The sequence below is a fragment of the Bartonella sp. Raccoon60 genome, assembly GCF_002022585.1.
Lineage (GTDB): Bacteria > Pseudomonadota > Alphaproteobacteria > Rhizobiales > Rhizobiaceae > Bartonella > Bartonella rochalimae.
The window spans coordinates 1,557,176-1,576,117 of record NZ_CP019786.1 but is presented as its reverse complement, the minus strand read 5'-3'; the positions used below and the strand labels follow the sequence as shown (position 1 = coordinate 1,576,117).

General features: G+C 36.6%; 18 protein-coding genes. 10 read left to right on the top strand and 8 right to left on the bottom strand.

The window, feature by feature from the left end; all coding sequences use genetic code 11:
• Positions 1-114: 114 nt before the first annotated feature.
• From pheT to nth, 5 genes are all read right to left on the bottom strand, one after another.
• Positions 115-2,529 (bottom strand): phenylalanine--tRNA ligase subunit beta, encoded by a 2,415-nt coding sequence (gene pheT / locus Bra60_RS06940; protein ID WP_078688193.1) that lies wholly within the window; start codon positions 2,527-2,529, stop codon positions 115-117.
• Between the two features lie 31 nt (positions 2,530-2,560).
• Positions 2,561-3,652 carry a phenylalanine--tRNA ligase subunit alpha gene (pheS, locus tag Bra60_RS06935; protein ID WP_078688192.1) on the bottom strand — a complete coding sequence of 364 codons (1,092 nt, stop codon included), beginning with the start codon at positions 3,650-3,652 and terminating at the stop codon, positions 2,561-2,563.
• A 92-nt stretch (positions 3,653-3,744) separates the two neighbouring features.
• Positions 3,745-4,146 carry a 50S ribosomal protein L20 gene (rplT, locus tag Bra60_RS06930; RefSeq protein WP_035005479.1) on the bottom strand — a complete coding sequence of 134 codons (402 nt, stop codon included), beginning with the start codon at positions 4,144-4,146 and terminating at the stop codon, positions 3,745-3,747.
• A 30-nt stretch (positions 4,147-4,176) separates the two neighbouring features.
• The gene (gene rpmI / locus Bra60_RS06925) at positions 4,177-4,380 is read right to left on the bottom strand and encodes a 50S ribosomal protein L35 (protein WP_035005477.1); all 204 of its coding nucleotides are present in this window, start codon (positions 4,378-4,380) and stop codon (positions 4,177-4,179) included.
• Positions 4,381-4,522: 142 nt separating this feature from the next.
• Entirely contained in the window at positions 4,523-5,263 is a 741-nt protein-coding gene (gene nth / locus Bra60_RS06920) for an endonuclease III (RefSeq protein WP_078698195.1), read from the bottom strand.
• A 461-nt stretch (positions 5,264-5,724) separates the two neighbouring features.
• Between nth and Bra60_RS06915 the strand changes: the two genes are divergently transcribed.
• Positions 5,725-5,976 carry a DUF1150 family protein gene (locus Bra60_RS06915; protein WP_035005475.1) on the top strand — a complete coding sequence of 84 codons (252 nt, stop codon included), beginning with the start codon at positions 5,725-5,727 and terminating at the stop codon, positions 5,974-5,976.
• Positions 5,977-6,164: 188 nt separating this feature from the next.
• On the opposite strand, the gene Bra60_RS06910 is transcribed toward Bra60_RS06915, so the two are convergent.
• Both Bra60_RS06910 and Bra60_RS06905 read right to left on the bottom strand, forming a co-directional pair.
• Complete coding sequence (locus Bra60_RS06910) at positions 6,165-6,752, bottom strand: transglycosylase SLT domain-containing protein (RefSeq protein WP_078689007.1); 588 nt, start codon at positions 6,750-6,752, stop codon at positions 6,165-6,167.
• Positions 6,753-6,854: 102 nt separating this feature from the next.
• On the bottom strand, positions 6,855-8,033 hold the full coding sequence (locus Bra60_RS06905; RefSeq protein ID WP_078688190.1) for a DNA recombination protein RmuC: 1,179 nt from the start codon (positions 8,031-8,033) through the stop codon (positions 6,855-6,857).
• 101 nt (positions 8,034-8,134) lie between these two features.
• Here Bra60_RS06905 and def point away from each other — a divergent pair, with 101 nt between their 5' ends.
• From def to lepA, 4 genes are all read left to right on the top strand, one after another.
• The gene (def, locus tag Bra60_RS06900) at positions 8,135-8,665 is read left to right on the top strand and encodes a peptide deformylase (RefSeq protein WP_078698194.1); all 531 of its coding nucleotides are present in this window, start codon (positions 8,135-8,137) and stop codon (positions 8,663-8,665) included.
• Positions 8,665-9,594 (top strand): methionyl-tRNA formyltransferase, encoded by a 930-nt coding sequence (gene fmt, locus Bra60_RS06895; RefSeq protein WP_078688188.1) that lies wholly within the window; start codon positions 8,665-8,667, stop codon positions 9,592-9,594. Before def ends, fmt begins: the two co-directional genes overlap by 1 nt.
• A 1-nt stretch (position 9,595) precedes the next feature.
• Positions 9,596-10,339: a tRNA pseudouridine(38-40) synthase TruA gene (gene truA / locus Bra60_RS06890; RefSeq protein WP_035005470.1), complete on the top strand. Its 744-nt coding sequence runs from the start codon at positions 9,596-9,598 to the stop codon at positions 10,337-10,339.
• 250 nt (positions 10,340-10,589) lie between these two features.
• A complete protein-coding gene (gene lepA, locus Bra60_RS06885; protein WP_035006626.1) occupies positions 10,590-12,395 on the top strand; it encodes a translation elongation factor 4 in 1,806 nt (601 codons plus the stop codon).
• Between the two features lie 57 nt (positions 12,396-12,452).
• Here lepA and dapD read toward each other — a convergent pair whose 3' ends face one another.
• On the bottom strand, positions 12,453-13,301 hold the full coding sequence (gene dapD / locus Bra60_RS06880; RefSeq protein ID WP_078688186.1) for a 2,3,4,5-tetrahydropyridine-2,6-dicarboxylate N-succinyltransferase: 849 nt from the start codon (positions 13,299-13,301) through the stop codon (positions 12,453-12,455).
• Between the two features lie 840 nt (positions 13,302-14,141).
• Between dapD and Bra60_RS06875 the strand changes: the two genes are divergently transcribed.
• The 5 genes from Bra60_RS06875 (at position 14,142) to Bra60_RS06855 (ending at position 18,801) form a co-directional block, all read left to right on the top strand.
• On the top strand, positions 14,142-14,459 hold the full coding sequence (locus Bra60_RS06875; RefSeq protein WP_078688185.1) for a TrbC/VirB2 family protein: 318 nt from the start codon (positions 14,142-14,144) through the stop codon (positions 14,457-14,459).
• Positions 14,460-14,768 carry a type IV secretion system protein VirB3 gene (locus Bra60_RS06870; RefSeq protein ID WP_035006340.1) on the top strand — a complete coding sequence of 103 codons (309 nt, stop codon included), beginning with the start codon at positions 14,460-14,462 and terminating at the stop codon, positions 14,766-14,768.
• A 9-nt stretch (positions 14,769-14,777) separates the two neighbouring features.
• Positions 14,778-17,132, top strand: a complete 2,355-nt coding sequence (locus Bra60_RS06865) for a VirB4 family type IV secretion/conjugal transfer ATPase (RefSeq protein ID WP_194284831.1) — start codon at positions 14,778-14,780, stop codon at positions 17,130-17,132.
• Positions 17,129-17,578 (top strand): type IV secretion system protein VirB5, encoded by a 450-nt coding sequence (locus Bra60_RS06860; protein ID WP_194285020.1) that lies wholly within the window; start codon positions 17,129-17,131, stop codon positions 17,576-17,578. Before Bra60_RS06865 ends, Bra60_RS06860 begins: the two co-directional genes overlap by 4 nt.
• A 203-nt stretch (positions 17,579-17,781) precedes the next feature.
• The gene (locus tag Bra60_RS06855) at positions 17,782-18,801 is read left to right on the top strand and encodes a type IV secretion system protein (RefSeq protein WP_269466612.1); all 1,020 of its coding nucleotides are present in this window, start codon (positions 17,782-17,784) and stop codon (positions 18,799-18,801) included.
• Positions 18,802-18,942 lie beyond the last annotated feature (141 nt).

The window sequence follows — 18,942 nt, the reverse complement described above, 5'->3', positions numbered from 1 at the left end:
TAACTTTGCAATAATTTTAAAAATAATGTCTTTTCTAGCTATTTTAAAAAAGAGAATAGTGAAATATTTGTTTCATATCCAAGAAAACAAAACTATGTCTGCACAATATAATAATTAATGACGCAAATATGCGCCTGTTGTTTTCGCGACATTCTCAATTATTTTTAAAGTCAATCTTTCAAGATCTTCATCAGTTAAAGTCCGTTCCATAGGCTGAATAGTCACTTCAATTGCAACAGATTTTTTATCATGACCAAGACTTGGATCTTCAAAAAGATCAAAAACCTGTACTGAATGAATAAGTTTTTTATCCGCTCCACTCACAGCACGAATAATAAGAGAGGCTGCAACTCCTTTATCAACAACAAATGCGAAATCACGTCGTACCCTTTGAAAAGGTGATAAACTTAAAGAAGGACGAATTTTAGTAACCTTTTTTTTGGGCTCTGGAATTCGATCAAGGAAAATTTCAAAACCGCATATAGGACCACTTACACCTAACTTTTCCAGAGTAGTAGGATGAAAAATACCAAAAAAACCAAGAATAACCTTTGGTCCAAGTTTGATAACACCCGAACAACCAGGGTGATACCAATGAGGTGCTCCAATTTCAATTTGCACTTTATTGCTATCCATACCACATGTTTCTAAAACAGCAAATGCATCCGCTTTAGCATCAAAAACATCCACTGCCTTTGCATTTCCAGTCCAAAAGCGTCCACCTCCTTCAAACTTTTCCGTACCACAACGAATACCACTAGCAACATTCCGTTGCTTATCCGGTGTATCACTTTCATAAATGTTGGAAACTTCAAACAAAGCAAAATCTGAAAAACCACGATCAATATTTCGCTGTGCAGCAACAAGTAAGCCAGGTAAAAGAGAAGGACGCATTACAGACATATCAGAAGCAATAGGATTCACTAATTTAAGCTGTGCCTGACCGCCCCCAAAAGCTAATGCCTGATTTTTAGAAATAAATGACCATGTTATGGCTTCCATCATACCTCGATACGCTAAAATCCGACGAGCAGTATGTGAACAAATCTGCAAAAATGTAAACGTTTTCTGCTTAACTTCAGCTAAACTTTCCAACGGTATAGGCTGTATCTTATCTAATCCATAAATTCGCATGATTTCTTCTACTAAATCAGCCTTACCAACAATATCAAGACGCCAAGTTGGTACTGTAACCGTAACCACATCCCCTTTTCCTTCAAGGCCAAATCCAAGTTGTGTCAAAAGAGTAAAAGCTTGCTCTGGTTCTATCTCTAAATTGGTTAAACGCTTAATTTCAGAAAATGGAAAAACTATCTTTTTAATTTCTGGCTTTTTATACCCAATGACTTGTGTTGTTGATGCTTCACCACCACAAAAACGCAAAACTAATTCCGCAGCAATCTCAAGACCCGATTCCATAAAAGCCGGGTCAACACCCCGTTCAAATCGATAACGCGCATCACTAATAAGTCCCAATGAACGACCTGTGCGTGCAATATTCTTTGAATCCCAAAGCGCTGATTCAATAATGACACGACGTGTTTTGTCATCACAACCAGTTCTTTCACCACCCATAATACCGGCAATGGCAATAACACCCTCTTCATCCGCAATAACACAATTTTCAAGACCTAAATTGTAAACTTTACCATTTAATGCTTGAAATTGTTCACCCTCACGACCAAGACGGACGCTCAATTTCCCCTTAAGCTTATCCGCATCAAAAACATGAAGGGGACGACCGAAATCAAAACTGATATAATTTGTTATATCAATCAAGGCATTTATTGATCGCAAACCAATAGCATTCAAACGCTGTTGCATCCATTGCGGCGACCTGCCATTTTGTACATTGCGAATCTCACACCAAGAAAAACCTGAGCATAATGATAAGTCCTGCGGATAATTCAAAGATACTTGAACTGATGTTTCAAAAAACGAAGACAGTTGTGGTAAAGATAATTTTTTTAATCTTCCAATTCCAGTTGCAGCCAAATCACGCGCAATTCCTCTAACACCTGTACAATCAGAGCGATTAGGTGTTAAACCAATATCAATCACTGGGTCATCTAATCCTGCATAAGTTACAAATGACATCCCAATAGGTGCATCTTTCGAAAGTTCAATAATCCTACAATCCTCATCGAATAAACCAAGCTCTGCTTGTGAGCACATCATACCAAAACTTTCAACACCACGAATTTTCCCTACAGATAATGTCACATCAAGTCCAGGAACATAAGTGCCTGGCAACGCAAGAACACCAACAAGTCCAGGACGTGCATTTGACGCACCACATACAACTTGGATAGGCGAATCAGACCCTATATCTACTGATAAAACCTGTAATTTATCCGCATCAGGATGTTTAATAGCAGTTAAAACTTTTGCAATTACAAAACCGGCTAAAGAAGAACGATCTTCAATATGATCAACCTCAAGGCCAATTGCTACCAGTTTATCGCAAATTTCATCCAAAGACGCACTTGTCTCTAAGTGATCTTTCAACCAAGATAATGTAAACTTCATTTTCAAACCTCACACGACAACGGCTATAAGATCACACACTATTTAAACCAGAAAATAAAAGAGAGATGTCAAAACAGCGAAAACCATAATGATTTAACCAACGAACATCAGCATCAAAAAAAGCTCGTAAATCAGGCATACCATATTTTAACATAGCAATACGATCAATACCCATTCCCCATGCAAAGCCTTGATATTCATCCGGATCAAAACCAGCATTCCCCAAAACATGAGGATGCACCATTCCACATCCTAAAATTTCTAACCAATCACGACCTTCGCCAAATTTTACTTCCAAACCAGAACGATCACATTGAATGTCCACTTCCATAGAAGGCTCAGTAAAAGGAAAGAAAGAAGGGCGAAAACGCATCTTTACCGAAGGTACTTCAAAAAAGGATTTACAAAAAGTTTCATGAAGCCACATCATATGTGCAATGTTAGAAACTTTATCAATCACTAATCCTTCTACCTGGTGAAACATTGGTGAATGAGTTGCATCAGAATCCATACGATATGTTTTTCCAGGAATAATAATACGTATCGGTGTCTGTTTTTTTTCCATCACACGAATTTGCACCGGTGATGTATGTGTACGCAACAATTTTCGATTTCCCATTTCATCAACATCAAAAAAGAAGGTATCATGCATCTCACGTGCGGGATGACCTTCAGGAAAATTTAACGCAGTAAAATTATAATAGTCCGTTTCAATATCTGGCCCTTCTGCAATAGAGAAACCCAGATCCGTATAAATGGTTACAATTTCATCAATCACCTGTGAAATAGGATGAATACGGCCCCGCTCTATAGGTGATGAACGAACAGGTAAAGTGACATCAACGGTTTCATTAGAAAGACGTATAGCCATTGCTTGATTTTTGAGAGCATCACGCTTTTGCATCCATAATTCTAACACGCGTTTTTTTAATCCATTAAGTGCCGGGCCTAGTTTATGCCGCTCATCAGCACTCATATTGCCTAATGTCTTTAATTTTTCAGAAATGCTCCCCTTCTTCCCTAAAGCTCCAATACGCACTGCTTCAAGTGTTTGTTCATCATTCGCTGCTTCTAAAGCACAACAAATTTTTTGTTCCAAATGCTCAATATCGTTATCGTTCATAATTTCTGCCTATTTTTTCAATAAAAAAACCGCACCAGTAATAACCAGCGCGGAATCTCGAATAAATGAATGCCTAAAGAGAACGCAGCTGGCTACTTGACAGCGCTTTCAAAAGCATTAGGCGTTGTGTCTTTTAAATACTCTAAAGCTTTCTTTGCAGAATCTACCAAAGCAATAAATACTGTTGGATCATAAATAGCTATATCAGAGAGAATCTTACGATCTATCTCAATACCAGCCTTTGTTAAACCATCAATAAAACGCCCATAAGTCAAGCCCTCTACACGAACAGCAGCATTGATTCTTTGAATCCACAAAGCACGAAAAGTACGTTTTCTGTTTTTACGATCACGATAAGCATATTGCTTTGAACGGTCAACTGCTGCTTTAGCTGCACGAATGGTGTTTTTACGACGACCATAAAAACCTTTAGCCTGTTTGAGAACCTTCTTGTGCTTAGCGTGAGCTACAACACCTCTTTTTACACGTGCCATAAATAATCTCCTACAAAATCAAAGCAAGGCTTAAAGGCCATTTGGTAAATAACACTGAATAACTTTTTTAGCATCTGGTTCAGCCAATACCATCATTCCACGTGCATCACGAATAAACTTATTAGAACGTTTAATCATACCATGCCGTTTACCTGCAGCAGCTGCTTTAACTTTGCCTGTTGCAGTAACTTTAAATCGCTTTTTAGCAGATGATTTTGTTTTCATTTTGGGCATTTCGTTACTCCATACGTTATACGTTTAAATTCGATCAAGCTGATCAAAGCTCGAGTAAACATTTGAACAGCCACGGCATGCCCTGCCGGGCAGTTCTGATTGCATTTTCATAAGCCAGTATACATAAAATAGCAAGTCCGTGTTAAAAAAAAACTGGAGCTCCATTGCCTTTAACTTCAACTAAAGGTGCTGGAACCGCATTCGTTTTAATCGCCGCTTTGCAGAGATCTGCAATGATGCACTGTACACATTCTACTTTACGCGCCTTGCAAATATAACGTCCATGTAAAATGAGCCAATGATGCGCATACTGTAGATAACAATCTGGAATAATTTTTACTAATTTTTCTTCGACCTCTTCCGGTGTTTTTCCTGATGCTAAACCAAGACGATTTCCAAGACGCAAAATATGCGTATCCACTGCCATAGTAGGCTGTCCAAAAGCAATGTTCAAAACAACATTCGCAGTTTTACGTCCTACACCAGGGAGTGTCATAAGTGCTTCACGATTATCAGGAACTTGTCCACCATATTGATCAATCAAACGACAACAAAGTGCATAAACATTATGCGCTTTTGCACGCCAAAGACCAATCGAACGAATATGCTGTGCAATTCCTTCTTTTCCTAATGTAATCATTTTTTCTGGTCGATCAGCAAAGCAAAACAATTTTTTTGTAACTTTGTTAACACTCACATCCGTAGTTTGAGCAGACAGAACAACCGCAACCAAAAGAGTGAAAACATTGGTATAATTAAGATCACTCCTAGGTGTAGGACGCTGAACAGAAAAACGACGAAATATTTCTGCAATTTCATCCTCTCCATAAATTGTCTTAGTATTTTTGTATACCTCTAATGATTTGATCACTTTTTCAGTCATTACACTCTATTAGATCTTCTTTTCCAACGTTTTTGTTTCATTTTGCTCAATGGCTGCCTTATAAAATTACCACAACGATATATATCTATCGTATTTACTTTTTTAAATTGTAGATAATCAAAAAACATGACAATATATCTGTAAAGTTAATTGTTTTCGTTAAAATAATTATAAAATTATATACATGTCTTTTATCTGTTATTAAATTTAAGATCAGTGATCTTAATAAAAGCACTCAACTGATTATTTAGTGAAACACAAAAAAACTAAAAATATCAGTATTTATTTTATAATTTGGTCTCTAATCCAATTTCAATGTATCTTTTCTTACTAGGAATAATACATATTACAAATGCTGAGTTGAAAAATTGTCTTTTATCTATTAATCTTTATAATCATAATTAAAATCAAAACCAGTAGCAATCAAAGTAATAGAAGGTAATGCATAAAGGATCAATACAATGAAAGAGCGTAAACAAATTTTACCGTTACAAAATACGATCTTTCCTGATGCGCGACAAATTGCTTACTTAAAAGAAGTTTGTACAGATGATCTAGCCAAAAATTTTCCAGATCTTCCACCAATGATTCCAGGCATTACGATATGGGCTCTCTTCGGAGAAACAGGTCACCCAATTATTTTATCCGATGAGCGTTCCATAGCTCTTGCAGGTGCTAATGAGCATGAACTACAAATTGTAACGCTTCAATAGACTCGTTTTAAAATTCTGGATTATTCCTCAATAAAAAACCAGAATTCGATAAAAATTGCTCTATAATAGAAGTAAACACAGCAAAAGAAATATTATTCTAAAACTTAAAAATAGGGATTAGAGATGATTTATATCCATATTCTCAGCAATCACTACAATAGGTATGATAAAAAAATCTCATAGTGCTTTTAGCGCCGTCCACATGCTTTTAATTGCTGATTATAAAGTCTAGAAAGTGATTCCACATATTTTGCTTTTTTTGCAATATTAGCAGATGAAGGACCCCTGTAACGTGCATAAGCACCATGTCCCATATGATAATTTAAATAGAGATTATAGGCATCATTTGGGCTAATGTTATTACGTCGAACACTTTGACGATGATACCAAGCAATAAAATCTGCTGTATCCGCGAAATTAGTACGCCACGCAAAAACTTTTCCTGTAGAACGAATATAATGATCCCATGTTTCATCAAGCGCTTGAGCATAACCGTAAGCGGTTGAAGGGCGCTTCCATGGAATAAAACCGAGAAGTTTTTTACGCGGAGGACGTGCATTATGCCGAAAATTTGATTCTATACGAATAGTCGCAAGAATAATAGGCATAGGAATTCCATGAAGTAACTCCGCATTTTTAGCGGCTTTTCTCCAATTATTAAAAAAACTATCTTTTTGAGCTAAAATAGCGCAAGCGTTGTTAATCTGTACAGGAGGTTTTATAGAACAACTTCCCAACAGAAACAAACACCCGCCTAATAAAAAAAAGCGCCCTATCAACTGTTTTCCTTAATCCTAAAAACTAAATGAAACATTATTAAAAACTTTAATTAAATTTACAAATAAAAAAAATCAATATGATATTTTGATACCTTTCTTTTATTCCTTATCATCTAAGTGTAGGGTTTGTGACTGAGAATGTACTGCTATTGATTTTGATATAGAATCATTTTCTTTTAATTCAAAAGCTTCAATGCGATTAGCTCGCTTCATAATTTTAGAGGATGATGTTAAAATTGCTTCAATATCTTCACTCGTTTTATAAAAATGTTTCTGTAAAGAGCGAACACGTATATTCATTCGTTCAAAATCTTCCATTAATCTTACTACTTCTGACTGGATTAAATGCGCTTGTTCACGCATCCTTGCATCTTTCATAATAGTTTGTACAACTTGAACAGATAACATTAATAAAGAAGGCGATACAATAATCACATGTGCTCGATTAGCCTTTTGCACTAATGACTCAAAATCCTCATAGATTGTGGCAAAAATCGATTCTGATGGCACAAAAAGAAAGGCTGTATCATGTGTTTCCCCAGGAATTAAATATTTGTTCGTAATATCGCGAATATGAACATCCATATCATTACGAAATTGGCGTTCAGCTTCCTGACGTTCTTGAGATGATGATGCCTCACGCATTGCATTCCAAGCCTCCAAAGGAAATTTAGCATCAATAACAAGAGCTGGTGCCTTATTAGGCATATAAATAAGACAATCTGGTCGTTTTCCATTTGAAAGAGTAGTTTGAAAAACGTAAGCACTAGATGGTAAAGCATCAGAAATAATTGCCTCCATCCGTCCCTGTCCAAAAGCACCTCGTGTTTGCTTATTATTTAAAATAGCTTGTAATTGAACAACCTGTCCAGTAAGCGATTGAATATTATTCTGTGCTGCATCTATCACTGCCAAACGTTCTTGTAAACGAGTCAAGTTCTCATAAGTAGACTTAGTTTGCACCTGAAGAGTCTGCCCTAAATTAGTTCTCATTCCATTAAGTTGTTCACAAATCGATTGATTCAATTCAAACTGCCTTTGACTAAAAATCTCTGCCATTGTTTGCATACGCCCTTGCATTTCAACTTGTGTTCGCAACAGTGCAGCCATCTGTGTTTGCGCCTCACGAGCACGTTCAGCCACGTCACGTTCCCAAATGGTTCTTTTCCGGTTATTATGTATAATAATTAAAAGCACTCCACAAACTAGAACAAAGAAAACGACCAGTTGACTATAGTGCTTACCAAAGGGCATTATTAAAAAAAGCGAATCAAACATAAGAATAATATAGTGGTTTTATCGCAAAAAAATACATGCGCTTATTCAATTTCAATACTTACTTTTAATAACTTAAACATCGATTTGTAAAACTATTTATTATGTCAATAAAGTCTTTAGTTATTTTACCTGATCCTATTTTACGTGAAGTTTCAAAGCCAGTTGAGCGTATTGATCCAATTATTCAAAAATTAGCTGATGATATGCTAGAAACTATGTATAACGCCCAAGGTATCGGACTTGCAGCTGTTCAAGTTGGTGTACCATTACGGATGTTAGTTGTAGATATCCACTCAAAAGATGCTCCTAAAAATCCGCTTGTTATTATTAATCCAGAAATTTTATGGGTATCAGATGAACGGAGCGTTTATAAAGAAGGTTGCCTTTCTATTCCTGACTATTTTGCAGAAGTTGAACGTCCCAAATGCCTCCGCATGTGCTATAGAGATCGTGAAGGAAAACAAGTAGAAATTGAAGCAAATGATCTTTTAGCTACTTGCTTACAACACGAAATTGATCATTTAAATGGGTGTCTTTTTATTGACCACATTTCAAAAACCAAACGTGATATGGTAATACGAAAATTCAAAAAACGTGCAAAAATGCAAAATGCATCGAAAGCAGCTTTATAATGGCATTACGATTAAGCTTTATGGGAACACCGAATTTTTCTGTACCCATTCTCCATGCTTTATTAGAAGCTGGTCATGATATTGTAGCGGTTTATAGTCAACCTCCTCGTCCAGCAGGACGGCGCGGTCTCAAATTATTTCCTTCTCCTGTTCAAATTGCAGCACAGGAGAAATCGATTCCTGTTTTTACGCCTCAAACTCTCAAAACAACTGAAGAACAAATCAAATTTGCAGAACTTTCTGTTGATGTTGCTGTTGTTGTCGCTTATGGATTATTATTGCCCAAACCCATTCTTGAAGCACCACGCTTTGGTTGTTTTAATGCTCACGCTTCCCTATTACCCCGCTGGCGTGGCGCTGCACCTATTCAACGTGCAATTATGGCTAACGACCAGGAAACAGGAATGATGATTATGAAAATGGATGAAGGATTAGACACAGGACCTATTGCTTTATCGCATTCAATTGCTATCACTGATAACATGACAGCTTATGAACTTTCAGAGAAACTATCACATATAGGAGCAAAACTTATCATAGACACTTTATCAGCTCTCGAAAAAAATCAACTGAAACTTACTCCACAATCATCAAAAGGAGTAACCTATGCTGTTAAAATCAAAAAAGAAGAAACTCAAATTGATTGGACGCAGTCTGCCAAATTCATTCATAAACACATCTGCGCTCTTTCTCCTACTCCTGGTTGTTGGTGCAACATGAATATCAATGGAAAACAAGAACGAGTGAAAATTCTCGGAAGTCGCTTAATAGAGAAAAAATCTATCGAAATTGGAAAAATAGAACCAGAGCAATTGATTATTCACTGTGGACAAGGATGTATAGAAATAACTCATCTACAAAGATCCGGTGGAAAACTTCTTGATCGCGCAACATTTTTGAGAGGAGCTAATATTTCTGCAGTTTTCTAATATGGTACGCTTTAAACTCACTCTTGAATATGATGGCTCCAATTATGCTGGCTGGCAACGCCAGAAGAATCTTCGTACTATACAAGGTTCCATTGAAAACGCTATTTTTCACTTTAGCGGACAAAAACTAACTATCACTACAGCTGGAAGAACCGATGCTGGAGTCCACGCTATGGGACAAGTTGCTCACATTGATTTTGAGAAAAATTGGAATACGAATACTGTACGTGATGCTCTCAATGCTCATTTGCAGAAACAAGGCGAAGATATTGCTGTTCTCAATGTTCAGAATGTTCCTGATAACTTTGACGCGCGATTTTGTGCGACTAAACGCCACTATCTTTTTAAAATTCTCAATCGCCGCTCACCACCAGCTCTCAATACTAAACGTGTTTGGTGGTTACCAAAACCACTAGATGCCGATGCTATGCATAAAGCAGCTCAAAAACTTGTAGGGCAGCATGATTTTACCACTTTCCGATCAGCTTATTGCCAAGCAAAAAGTCCTGTCCGTACCCTTGAACGCTTGGACATTCAAAGAGAAGGAGATGAAATTTTCCTTTATGCACAGGCTCGTTCTTTTCTTCATCATCAAATTCGTTCATTTGCAGGAAGCTTGATGGAAGTTGGTATTGGACGTTGGACAGCTGAAGATCTCGAAGCAGCTCTTCACGCGAGAAATCGGGCCCGCTGTGGTGTCGTAGCTCCTCCCTCAGGACTTTATCTGATGAAAGTTGACTATTAACTGCTTTATTAAAATTGTTTTCACGAGCTATTAATAATAGCCAAGAACTTTATAAAAAAATTTAGAGATTGTCATCAATGAAGATCAAGTATCGAATTGAGAAACCACTATATTACAATAGAAAGAAAATTCACACTTTTAAAAACTAACATTTTTCTCCAGTCACATTTTTATTGATCTTTTTAAAAGGTTTTTGAAAGTCTGTAATTGGTCTTTGCGTTTTGTATTATTCTTTGCTAAATCGCCTTGTATGACAATAGATCGCAATTATATTCGTAATTTCTCCATTGTAGCTCATATCGACCACGGAAAGTCGACTTTGGCTGATCGTTTAATTCAAATGACAGGCGGTCTTGAAACAAGGGAAATGAAAGAGCAAGTGCTCGATTCTATGGATATTGAGCGCGAACGCGGAATCACTATTAAAGCTCAAACAGTACGTCTAAACTATAAAGCAAAAAATGGTGAAACTTATATCTTAAATCTTATTGATACACCTGGCCATGTTGATTTTGCTTACGAAGTATCGCGCTCATTGGCAGCTTGTGAAGGATCACTCTTAGTAGTAGATGCAAGTCAAGGAGTAGAAGCACAAACATTAGCGAATGTTTACCAAGCTATTGATAATTCTCATGAATTAGTTGTAGTGCTTAATAAAATAGACCTTCCAGCTGCAGAACCAGAGCGTGTGAAAGAGCAAATTGAAGATGTAATCGGTATTGATACGTCTAGGGCAGTAGAAATATCAGCGAAAACGGGTTTAGGTATTTCTGATGTTTTGGAAGAAATTATTACACAATTGCCACCTCCACATACTGGCAATACTACAGATCCTTTAAAGGTGATGCTGGTTGACAGTTGGTACGATGCTTATCTCGGTGTTATCGTTCTGGTCCGAGTGATTGATGGTGTTTTAAAAAAAGGTCAGACCATTCGTATGATGGGGACAGGAGCAAAATATCCTGTTGAACGAGTTGGAGTGTTCACTCCCAAAATGATTTCAGTTGATGAATTAGGCCCAGGGGAGATTGGCTTTATAACAGCCTCTATAAAAGAGGTTGCTGACACACGAGTAGGGGATACTATTACTGAAGATCGCCGCCCTTGTGAAGACGTATTGCCTGGTTTTAAGCCTGCTCAACCCGTTGTTTTTTGTGGTATTTTTCCAGTTGATGCAGCCGATTTTGAAAATTTACGTACAGCTATGGGTAAATTACGTTTAAATGACGCAAGCTTTTCTTTTGAGATGGAAACATCAGCTGCTTTAGGTTTCGGCTTTCGTTGTGGCTTCTTAGGTCTTTTACATCTTGAAATTATTCAAGAACGGCTAGAACGCGAATTTAATTTAGATTTAATTGCAACTGCACCTTCTGTTATTTATCGCATGAATATGAATGACGGTTCTGTTAAGGAATTACATAATCCAGCGGATATGCCTGATATTGTTAAAGTTATTTCTATTGAAGAACCATGGATTCGGGCAACGATTATGACGCCTGATAATTATCTCGGAGCTATTTTAGAACTTTGTCAAGAACGGCGTGGGTTACAAACGGGTTTATCCTATGTTGGTACACGGTCTATGGTGACCTATGATTTACCTTTGAATGAAGTAATTTTTGATTTTTATGATCGTTTAAAGTCCATCTCAAAAGGATATGCTTCTTTTGATTATCAAGTAACTGATTATTCTGAAGGCGATTTGGTTAAAATGTCCATTTTGGTCAATGGAGAATCTATTGACGCATTATCAATGCTTGTGCACCGTAGCATAGCCGAAAAACGTGGCCGTTCTATGTGTGAAAAACTTAAAGATCTTATTCCTCAACACATGTTTCAGATCCCAATTCAAGCAGCAATTGGTGGTAAAATTATTGCTCGTGAGACAATTCGCGCTTTACGAAAAGACGTCACAGCGAAGTGTTATGGTGGTGATATTACCCGTAAACGTAAACTGCTTGAAAAGCAAAAAGCAGGTAAAAAACGGATGCGTCAATTTGGGAAAGTAGAAATTCCCCAGTCGGCTTTTATTGAAGCACTTAAGATGAGTAAATAACTCTGTTTTTTTCTTTTTTTAATTCTATTATCAATGAATAATTTTTAGGAAATGCTTTTAATCACGCAATAAATCATTAATTGATGCTTTTTCTCGTGTTTTTTTATCAACGCGCTTAACAATAACAGCACAATAAAGATTTGGACCCATTTCACCATTTGGCAGTGGTTTCCCACAGCACGAACCTGGAACAACAACTGAGTAAGCAGGAACTTCACCGAGAAAAACTTCACCTGTTGTACGATCAATAATTTTAGTGGACTTTCCAATAAAAACTCCCATGCCTAAAACAGCACCTTCACGAATAATACAGCCCTCAACAATTTCAGAGCGTGCACCAATAAAACAATGATCTTCAATAATTGTTGGACTTTCCTGTAGCGGTTCTAAAACACCTCCAATACCTACACCACCAGACAAATGAACATACTGACCAATTTGTGCGCATGAACCAACAGATGCCCATGTATCAACCATCGTTCCTTCTCCAACATAGGCACCAACATTAACAAAAGAAGGCATTAATATCACATGAGGAGCAATATAAGCGGAATGACGTACAATTGCTCCTGGAACTGAACGAAAATTGGCTTTTTTAAAATCAACTTCTCGCCAACCAGAGAATTTTGAAGGTATTTTATCCCACCAATATGATTCATTTGCACCACCAGCAATGATACACATAGAATGAAGTCGAAAGGACAAAAGAACAGCCTTTTTTAACCATTGATGAACGCGCCATTGACCATTATCTTGACGTTGAGCTACACGAATCTCACCTTTATCGAGAAGATTCAATATGTGCTCAACACTCTCACGAATTTCGCCTTTTGTAGCAGAATTGATAGAATCTCTATTATTAAAAGCTCTTTCAATAATTTCTTCAAGTTGTATGAGACTAGTCACTACCAAAAACCCATTAAACAGTCAAAAATACCAAGATTTATTCTTGACGATTTATGTTACATGAAGAAATACATGCAGTCAATAAAATGACTAAGAAAGAGTACAAGATAGCTCTCTAAGAGAAAAACACTAAATTTTTATACTCACATTATTTTTCTAGGTCTCAATATTTTGAATTCTGTATTACTTCAATCTGTAACGATGAAAATAAATCACCTTAGTTTCTTGATGTACATATTTTTCAAACTGCAACCAATAATACCAAACATCGAATTTATTACATAAGCCAATGCTTATAATTTAAATGATCTTTTTGCTAATTGTGTTCCAAATTGATATCAATTATACTTTTGCTCTTTAATATCTGAAAAATGTTTAAAGCAATTTTATCTTTATTGTGATCAATATTTCATAATACAGAACAGATAATATAGACAATAATAATTAATTTAAATCGCATTTGCTCAATCCTTATTGTTTCTATATCCTATAATTTTTTATGCATCTCTGCTTTTTTCCTAGATCTTAAAGAAAGCGTCTCAACAGCATTTGTTGCAAATTAAACACATTTTGCAAAGAAAAACATTATCTTGCACTCTTGATATTGTCGTTTTGATAAAAAAGCATAACTTAAAATTGTCTATATTAAATAATAGAATGAAAAATATCCTATTTCTTAGGTATTTTGAGGGGGAAGAAAATTTAATATCAAAATTTTTTAACAGAATGAAGATCATTCATTAAGAGTTAAGCTGTGAATCTAAGGCAGTAGAAATTTCTAAACTTAGAGGCAATATGATGTCAGTTTGTAATCAATATTCTTTCTGAAGAGGAGATTAAATGCCAAACATTATATCTAAGCATATTTATTATATCGCTTTTGCGCTACTTTTATCAATGTTTGCAGTGTTAACCCCTGCGTATGCTAATTCTGCTGCTGCCGGTATGGGAAATCTTGATACGGTTTTGCGGAATATTGTTACAATGATGACAGGGACAACAGCGAAGCTCATTGCAACGATCTGTGTTGCCGCTGTGGGTATTGGTTGGATGTATGGTGTTATTGATTTACGCAAAGCAGCATATTGTGTTCTTGGTATTGGTATTGTTTTTGGTGCTTCGGCTCTTGTTACGCTATTAATGGGGAGTTCATCATAAATGAATGAAGATACTCTTTTTCTTGCTTGCACACGACCAGCGATGTTTGCAGGTGTTACCGTAGAAGCAATGGCCTTAAATGTCATGGCAACATCTACTCTTTTTATCATAACAAGCAGCTTTTCAATGATCGGTCTTGGAGTTGGTTTGCATTTTATTTTACGCGAAATCACAAAACGCGATCATAACCAATTTCGTGTTTTATTCGCGTGGCTCAATACTCGAGGGAAACAAAAAAACCTGACAAGATGGGGTGGAGGATCTACGTCTCCTCTCCGTCTTGTCCGTACATACAAGGAGCTAAAATAAGTGAGACAACTGTCAGTGATGAAACGGGAATCTCTACCTGAGGAATTTATTCCTTATGTTCGTCATGTCAATCAGCATGTGATTGCATTAGACTCCCGTTGCTTGATGACAGTGATTTCTATCGAAGGAATCAATTTTGATACTGCAGATATCAGCCAATTAAATTCTTTACATACCCAATTAAACACGCTTTTGAAAAATATAGCAGATGAACGTGTCGCTTTATATTCTCACATCATTCGCCGACGCGAAAAAATTTACCCAGAGAGTCAATTTTCTTCATCTTTTGCAACAGCTTTAGATCGGCAATACAAACAAAAAATGATTTTGCAAGATCTTTATCGAAATGATCTATTCCTTTCGGTTATCTGGAATCCTGCAGCAGATAAAACTGAACAGTTAGCTTCTTTTTTTCACCGCTTAACGCAAGCAAAGAAGATGCAATCGGAACCAGATTCTGAAGCTATTCGGAAAATTGAAGAGTTAAGTCAAGATCTTATACAAGGTCTGGAGTGTTATGGAGCACGGCTTTTATCTACTTACGAATACAATGATGTTGTATTTTCTGAGCAAAGTGAATTTCTTCATCAATTGGTGGGAGGAAGGCGTGAGCGCATACCCCTTACATTTGGTACTATTGCCTCAACGATTTATTCAGATCGTGTTATTTTCGGCAAAGAAATTATTGAAATTCGTCATGAAAGCAATGAACGCTTTGTTGGTATGTTTGGATGGAAAGAATATCCTTCTAAAACGCGTCCTGGTATGACAGATGGCTTGTTGACGGCGCCCTTTGAATTCATCTTAACGCAATCCTTTGTTTTTAAAAGTAAAGCAGTTGCAAGCGCTATTATGAGCCGTAAACAAAATCAAATGATTAATGTAGCTGATCGTGCCAGCTCACAAATTGATGGCCTTGATGAGGCCCTTGATGATTTAGAATCGAATCGTTTTGTTTTGGGAGAACATCATCTCTCTTTAGCTGTTTTTTCTGATCGTCCACAAGAATTGACAGAATATCTGTCGAAAGCCCGTTCATACCTTACTAATGGTGGGGCCGTTATAGCCAGAGAAGATTTAGGGTTAGAAGCAGCATGGTGGGCACAACTTCCTGGGAACTTTAACTATCGAGCACGTTCTGGAGCTATTAGCAGCAGGAATTTTGCAGCATTATCCCCCTTCCATTCCTTTCCTATTGGCAAACTCAAAGGTAATGTTTGGGGTTCTGCCGTCGCCTTATTACAAACACAGGCTGGCTCTCCTTATTATTTTAATTTTCATTTTGGTGATGTTGGTAATACCTTTGTATGTGGTCCATCAGGGTCTGGAAAAACAGTCATTGTTAATTTTCTTCTTGCACAATTGCAAAAACACAACCCAACAATAGTCTTTTTTGATAAAGATCAAGGAGCAGAGATCTTTGTTCGTGCTGGAGGAGGCAAATATAAGCCTCTGAAAAATGGTCAACCTATTGGTATTGCTCCATTAAAAGGGATGGAATACACTGAAAAAAACAAACTCTTTCTTCAGCACTGGGTCTTAAAATTAGTTACCGCGGATGGCCAAACAGTAACAGAACAAGAGCGGCAGGATATCGCTAGAGCGATTAATTCCTTAGAAAGTCTTCCTCTATCACAACGCTCCCTCAGTGCGCTTCAACTGTTTTTTGATAATACTTCCACAGAAGGTATTGCCATACGTTTACAACGTTGGATCAAAGGTAATGCTTTAGGGTGGGTCTTTGATAATGATCACGATGATCTCAATTTAGATGCTCAATTTATAGGTTATGACATGACGGATTTCTTAGATAATGAAGAAATTCGTCGCCCTTTGATGATGTATTTGTTTAACCGCATTCTCGATCTTATTGATGGTCGACGTATCATTATTGTTATCGATGAATTCTGGAAAGCCCTTGAAGATGATTCATTTAAAGCTTTTACTCAAGATCGTCTCAAAACGATTCGTAAACAAAATGGCATGATGCTCTTTGCCACACAAAGCCCCAGAGATGCTTTGAATTCAACAATTGCTCACACAATCATTGAGCAATGTCCTACCCAACTGTTTTTTCCAAATCAAAAAGCCAATTACAATGATTATGTTGAAAACTTTAAACTCACTGAACGTGAATTTGAGCTAATCCAATCAGAATTAAGCAGGGAATCTCGTCGTTTTCTCATTAAACAAGGCCAAAGTTCCATTGTTGCAGAACTTAATTTACGTGGAATGGATAACGAAATTGCTGTCTTAAGCGGAACAAGTAGAAATGTTGAACTCGTCAACCAAATTATAAGTGAATATGGAGCAAATCCGGATATATGGCTACCTATATTTTACAAAAGGAAACAAACCCAATGAAAAAATATCTGATTATGTTTTTATCATTATGCTTTATCTCTCATGCAATATCGCAATCGGGAAGCACAGAAGTTGATTCATATTATCAAAATGTCACACAACAAGGAACACCCCTATCAGAAGATAGTCGGCCCACATCAGAAATAGCTGAATCTATTTATACTTCAGCAGTTGAAAATCAGAAAAAGATTCAAGAAATCAATAACAAATTTTCATCACAGACTCTTAAACCAGAAGAAAAAGAAGCTCTTCAAAGGGAGTTGGCTATTCTTCAAGCTAATCTTCAAGTAGATACTCTAAAACTTCAGGCTTCTTCTATTATGAAATCGGAAAATGCTCAATCAAAAGAACAAGAACGTGAAAAAGAAGAACAGAAAAATCAGGAAGCTCTTCAACAAACACTGCAAGACAAATTGGATCAAGCTAAAGCTAAGGTCAAGTATTAAATTAACTCCAGTTAGTCAAAAAGAAGAAAAGGAAGCTCTTCAAATGTAGTTGGCTAATCTTCAAATGAATACTCTCATTCAAGCTCTTTCTATTATTAAATGGAAATCATCAATCACAGAAAGAGCATGGAGAAAATGCAACAAAAGATCATAAATTCATATTTATCAAACATTAAAAATAAAATTGGAATGAGATAAAACTGATGAAATTGATGAATACGACAACTCAGGAGTCAGATTTTAAATTTACTCCATTCGAAACTGTTTCTTCGTATATTTTGACACCACTCAATGATGTCATAGATACAACAGTCAGTAGCTTATCTTCTGCTATTGCAGCACCATTAAATCTTGCGGCCATTATTTTTATCTTTTTATATGGTTACAATGTTATGACTGGCCACGTCGCCCTTTCAATGCATAGTCTTCTTAATAATGTTATTAAAATCGTTGTTGTGACAACAATGGCAACTAATGCAGACCTATTTAATATTTATATCAAAGATATATTTTTCGGTAATTTAGCCAATGCTATTGGGAATGCGTTTAATAGCAGTCCGGTCGACTCTGATGTTTTTGATTATCTCTTATTAATTACAAATACGCGTTATCAAGAGTTTCTAAATAATGCTTCACTTTTCAATAAAATTACGGTTGCACTGATTGGTGGTTTAATGTTTTTGGCAGTTATCTTTTTTTGTACAGTCGGTTTTATTATTCAAATGTTTGCAAAAATTACATTAATCATGGTGATAGGTCTTGGACCTCTTTTTATTAGTTTATATTTGTTCAATGTAACCCGCAGATATGCTGATGCATGGATTACAACATTAGTTAATTTTACAATTTTGCAAGTTCTCGTAATGATGCTTGGAACAATGATGTGCAAAATTATGCTTTATGTTTTCGAGAGTTCATATACTTCAATCTATTTCTTGCTCCCCCCTGTTCTTGTCGTCTCAATAGTGGGCGTAGTTCTCTTCCAATCACTTCCCACCATTGCTTCTGCACTTTCTAGTGGAGGACCATATCATCATGCTGGAGTATCAACAGGATCACAAATGATCTCAATGGCTTCTAATACTTTGGGTTTTGTTGGAAGAGGCTTTGGTGCCGGTAGAAGTGCAGCAAGTGCAGCAGCAGCAACGAGAGGTTCTACGGCTGCACAACACGCTGCACAAGCTGCGCAAATGATGCGAGGGGGTGGACGTGGCTCATTTTAATCTCAAACGTCTCTTCAATGTAGCTATAGTCAATACCTTCACACACAAGATATTAACTGTATGCACAATCCATGCAAAGCTCTCTCAGCTTTTTCAAAAGATTAGTGTTCATGTTTTCGTAAAATCATGGACTGAAAAACA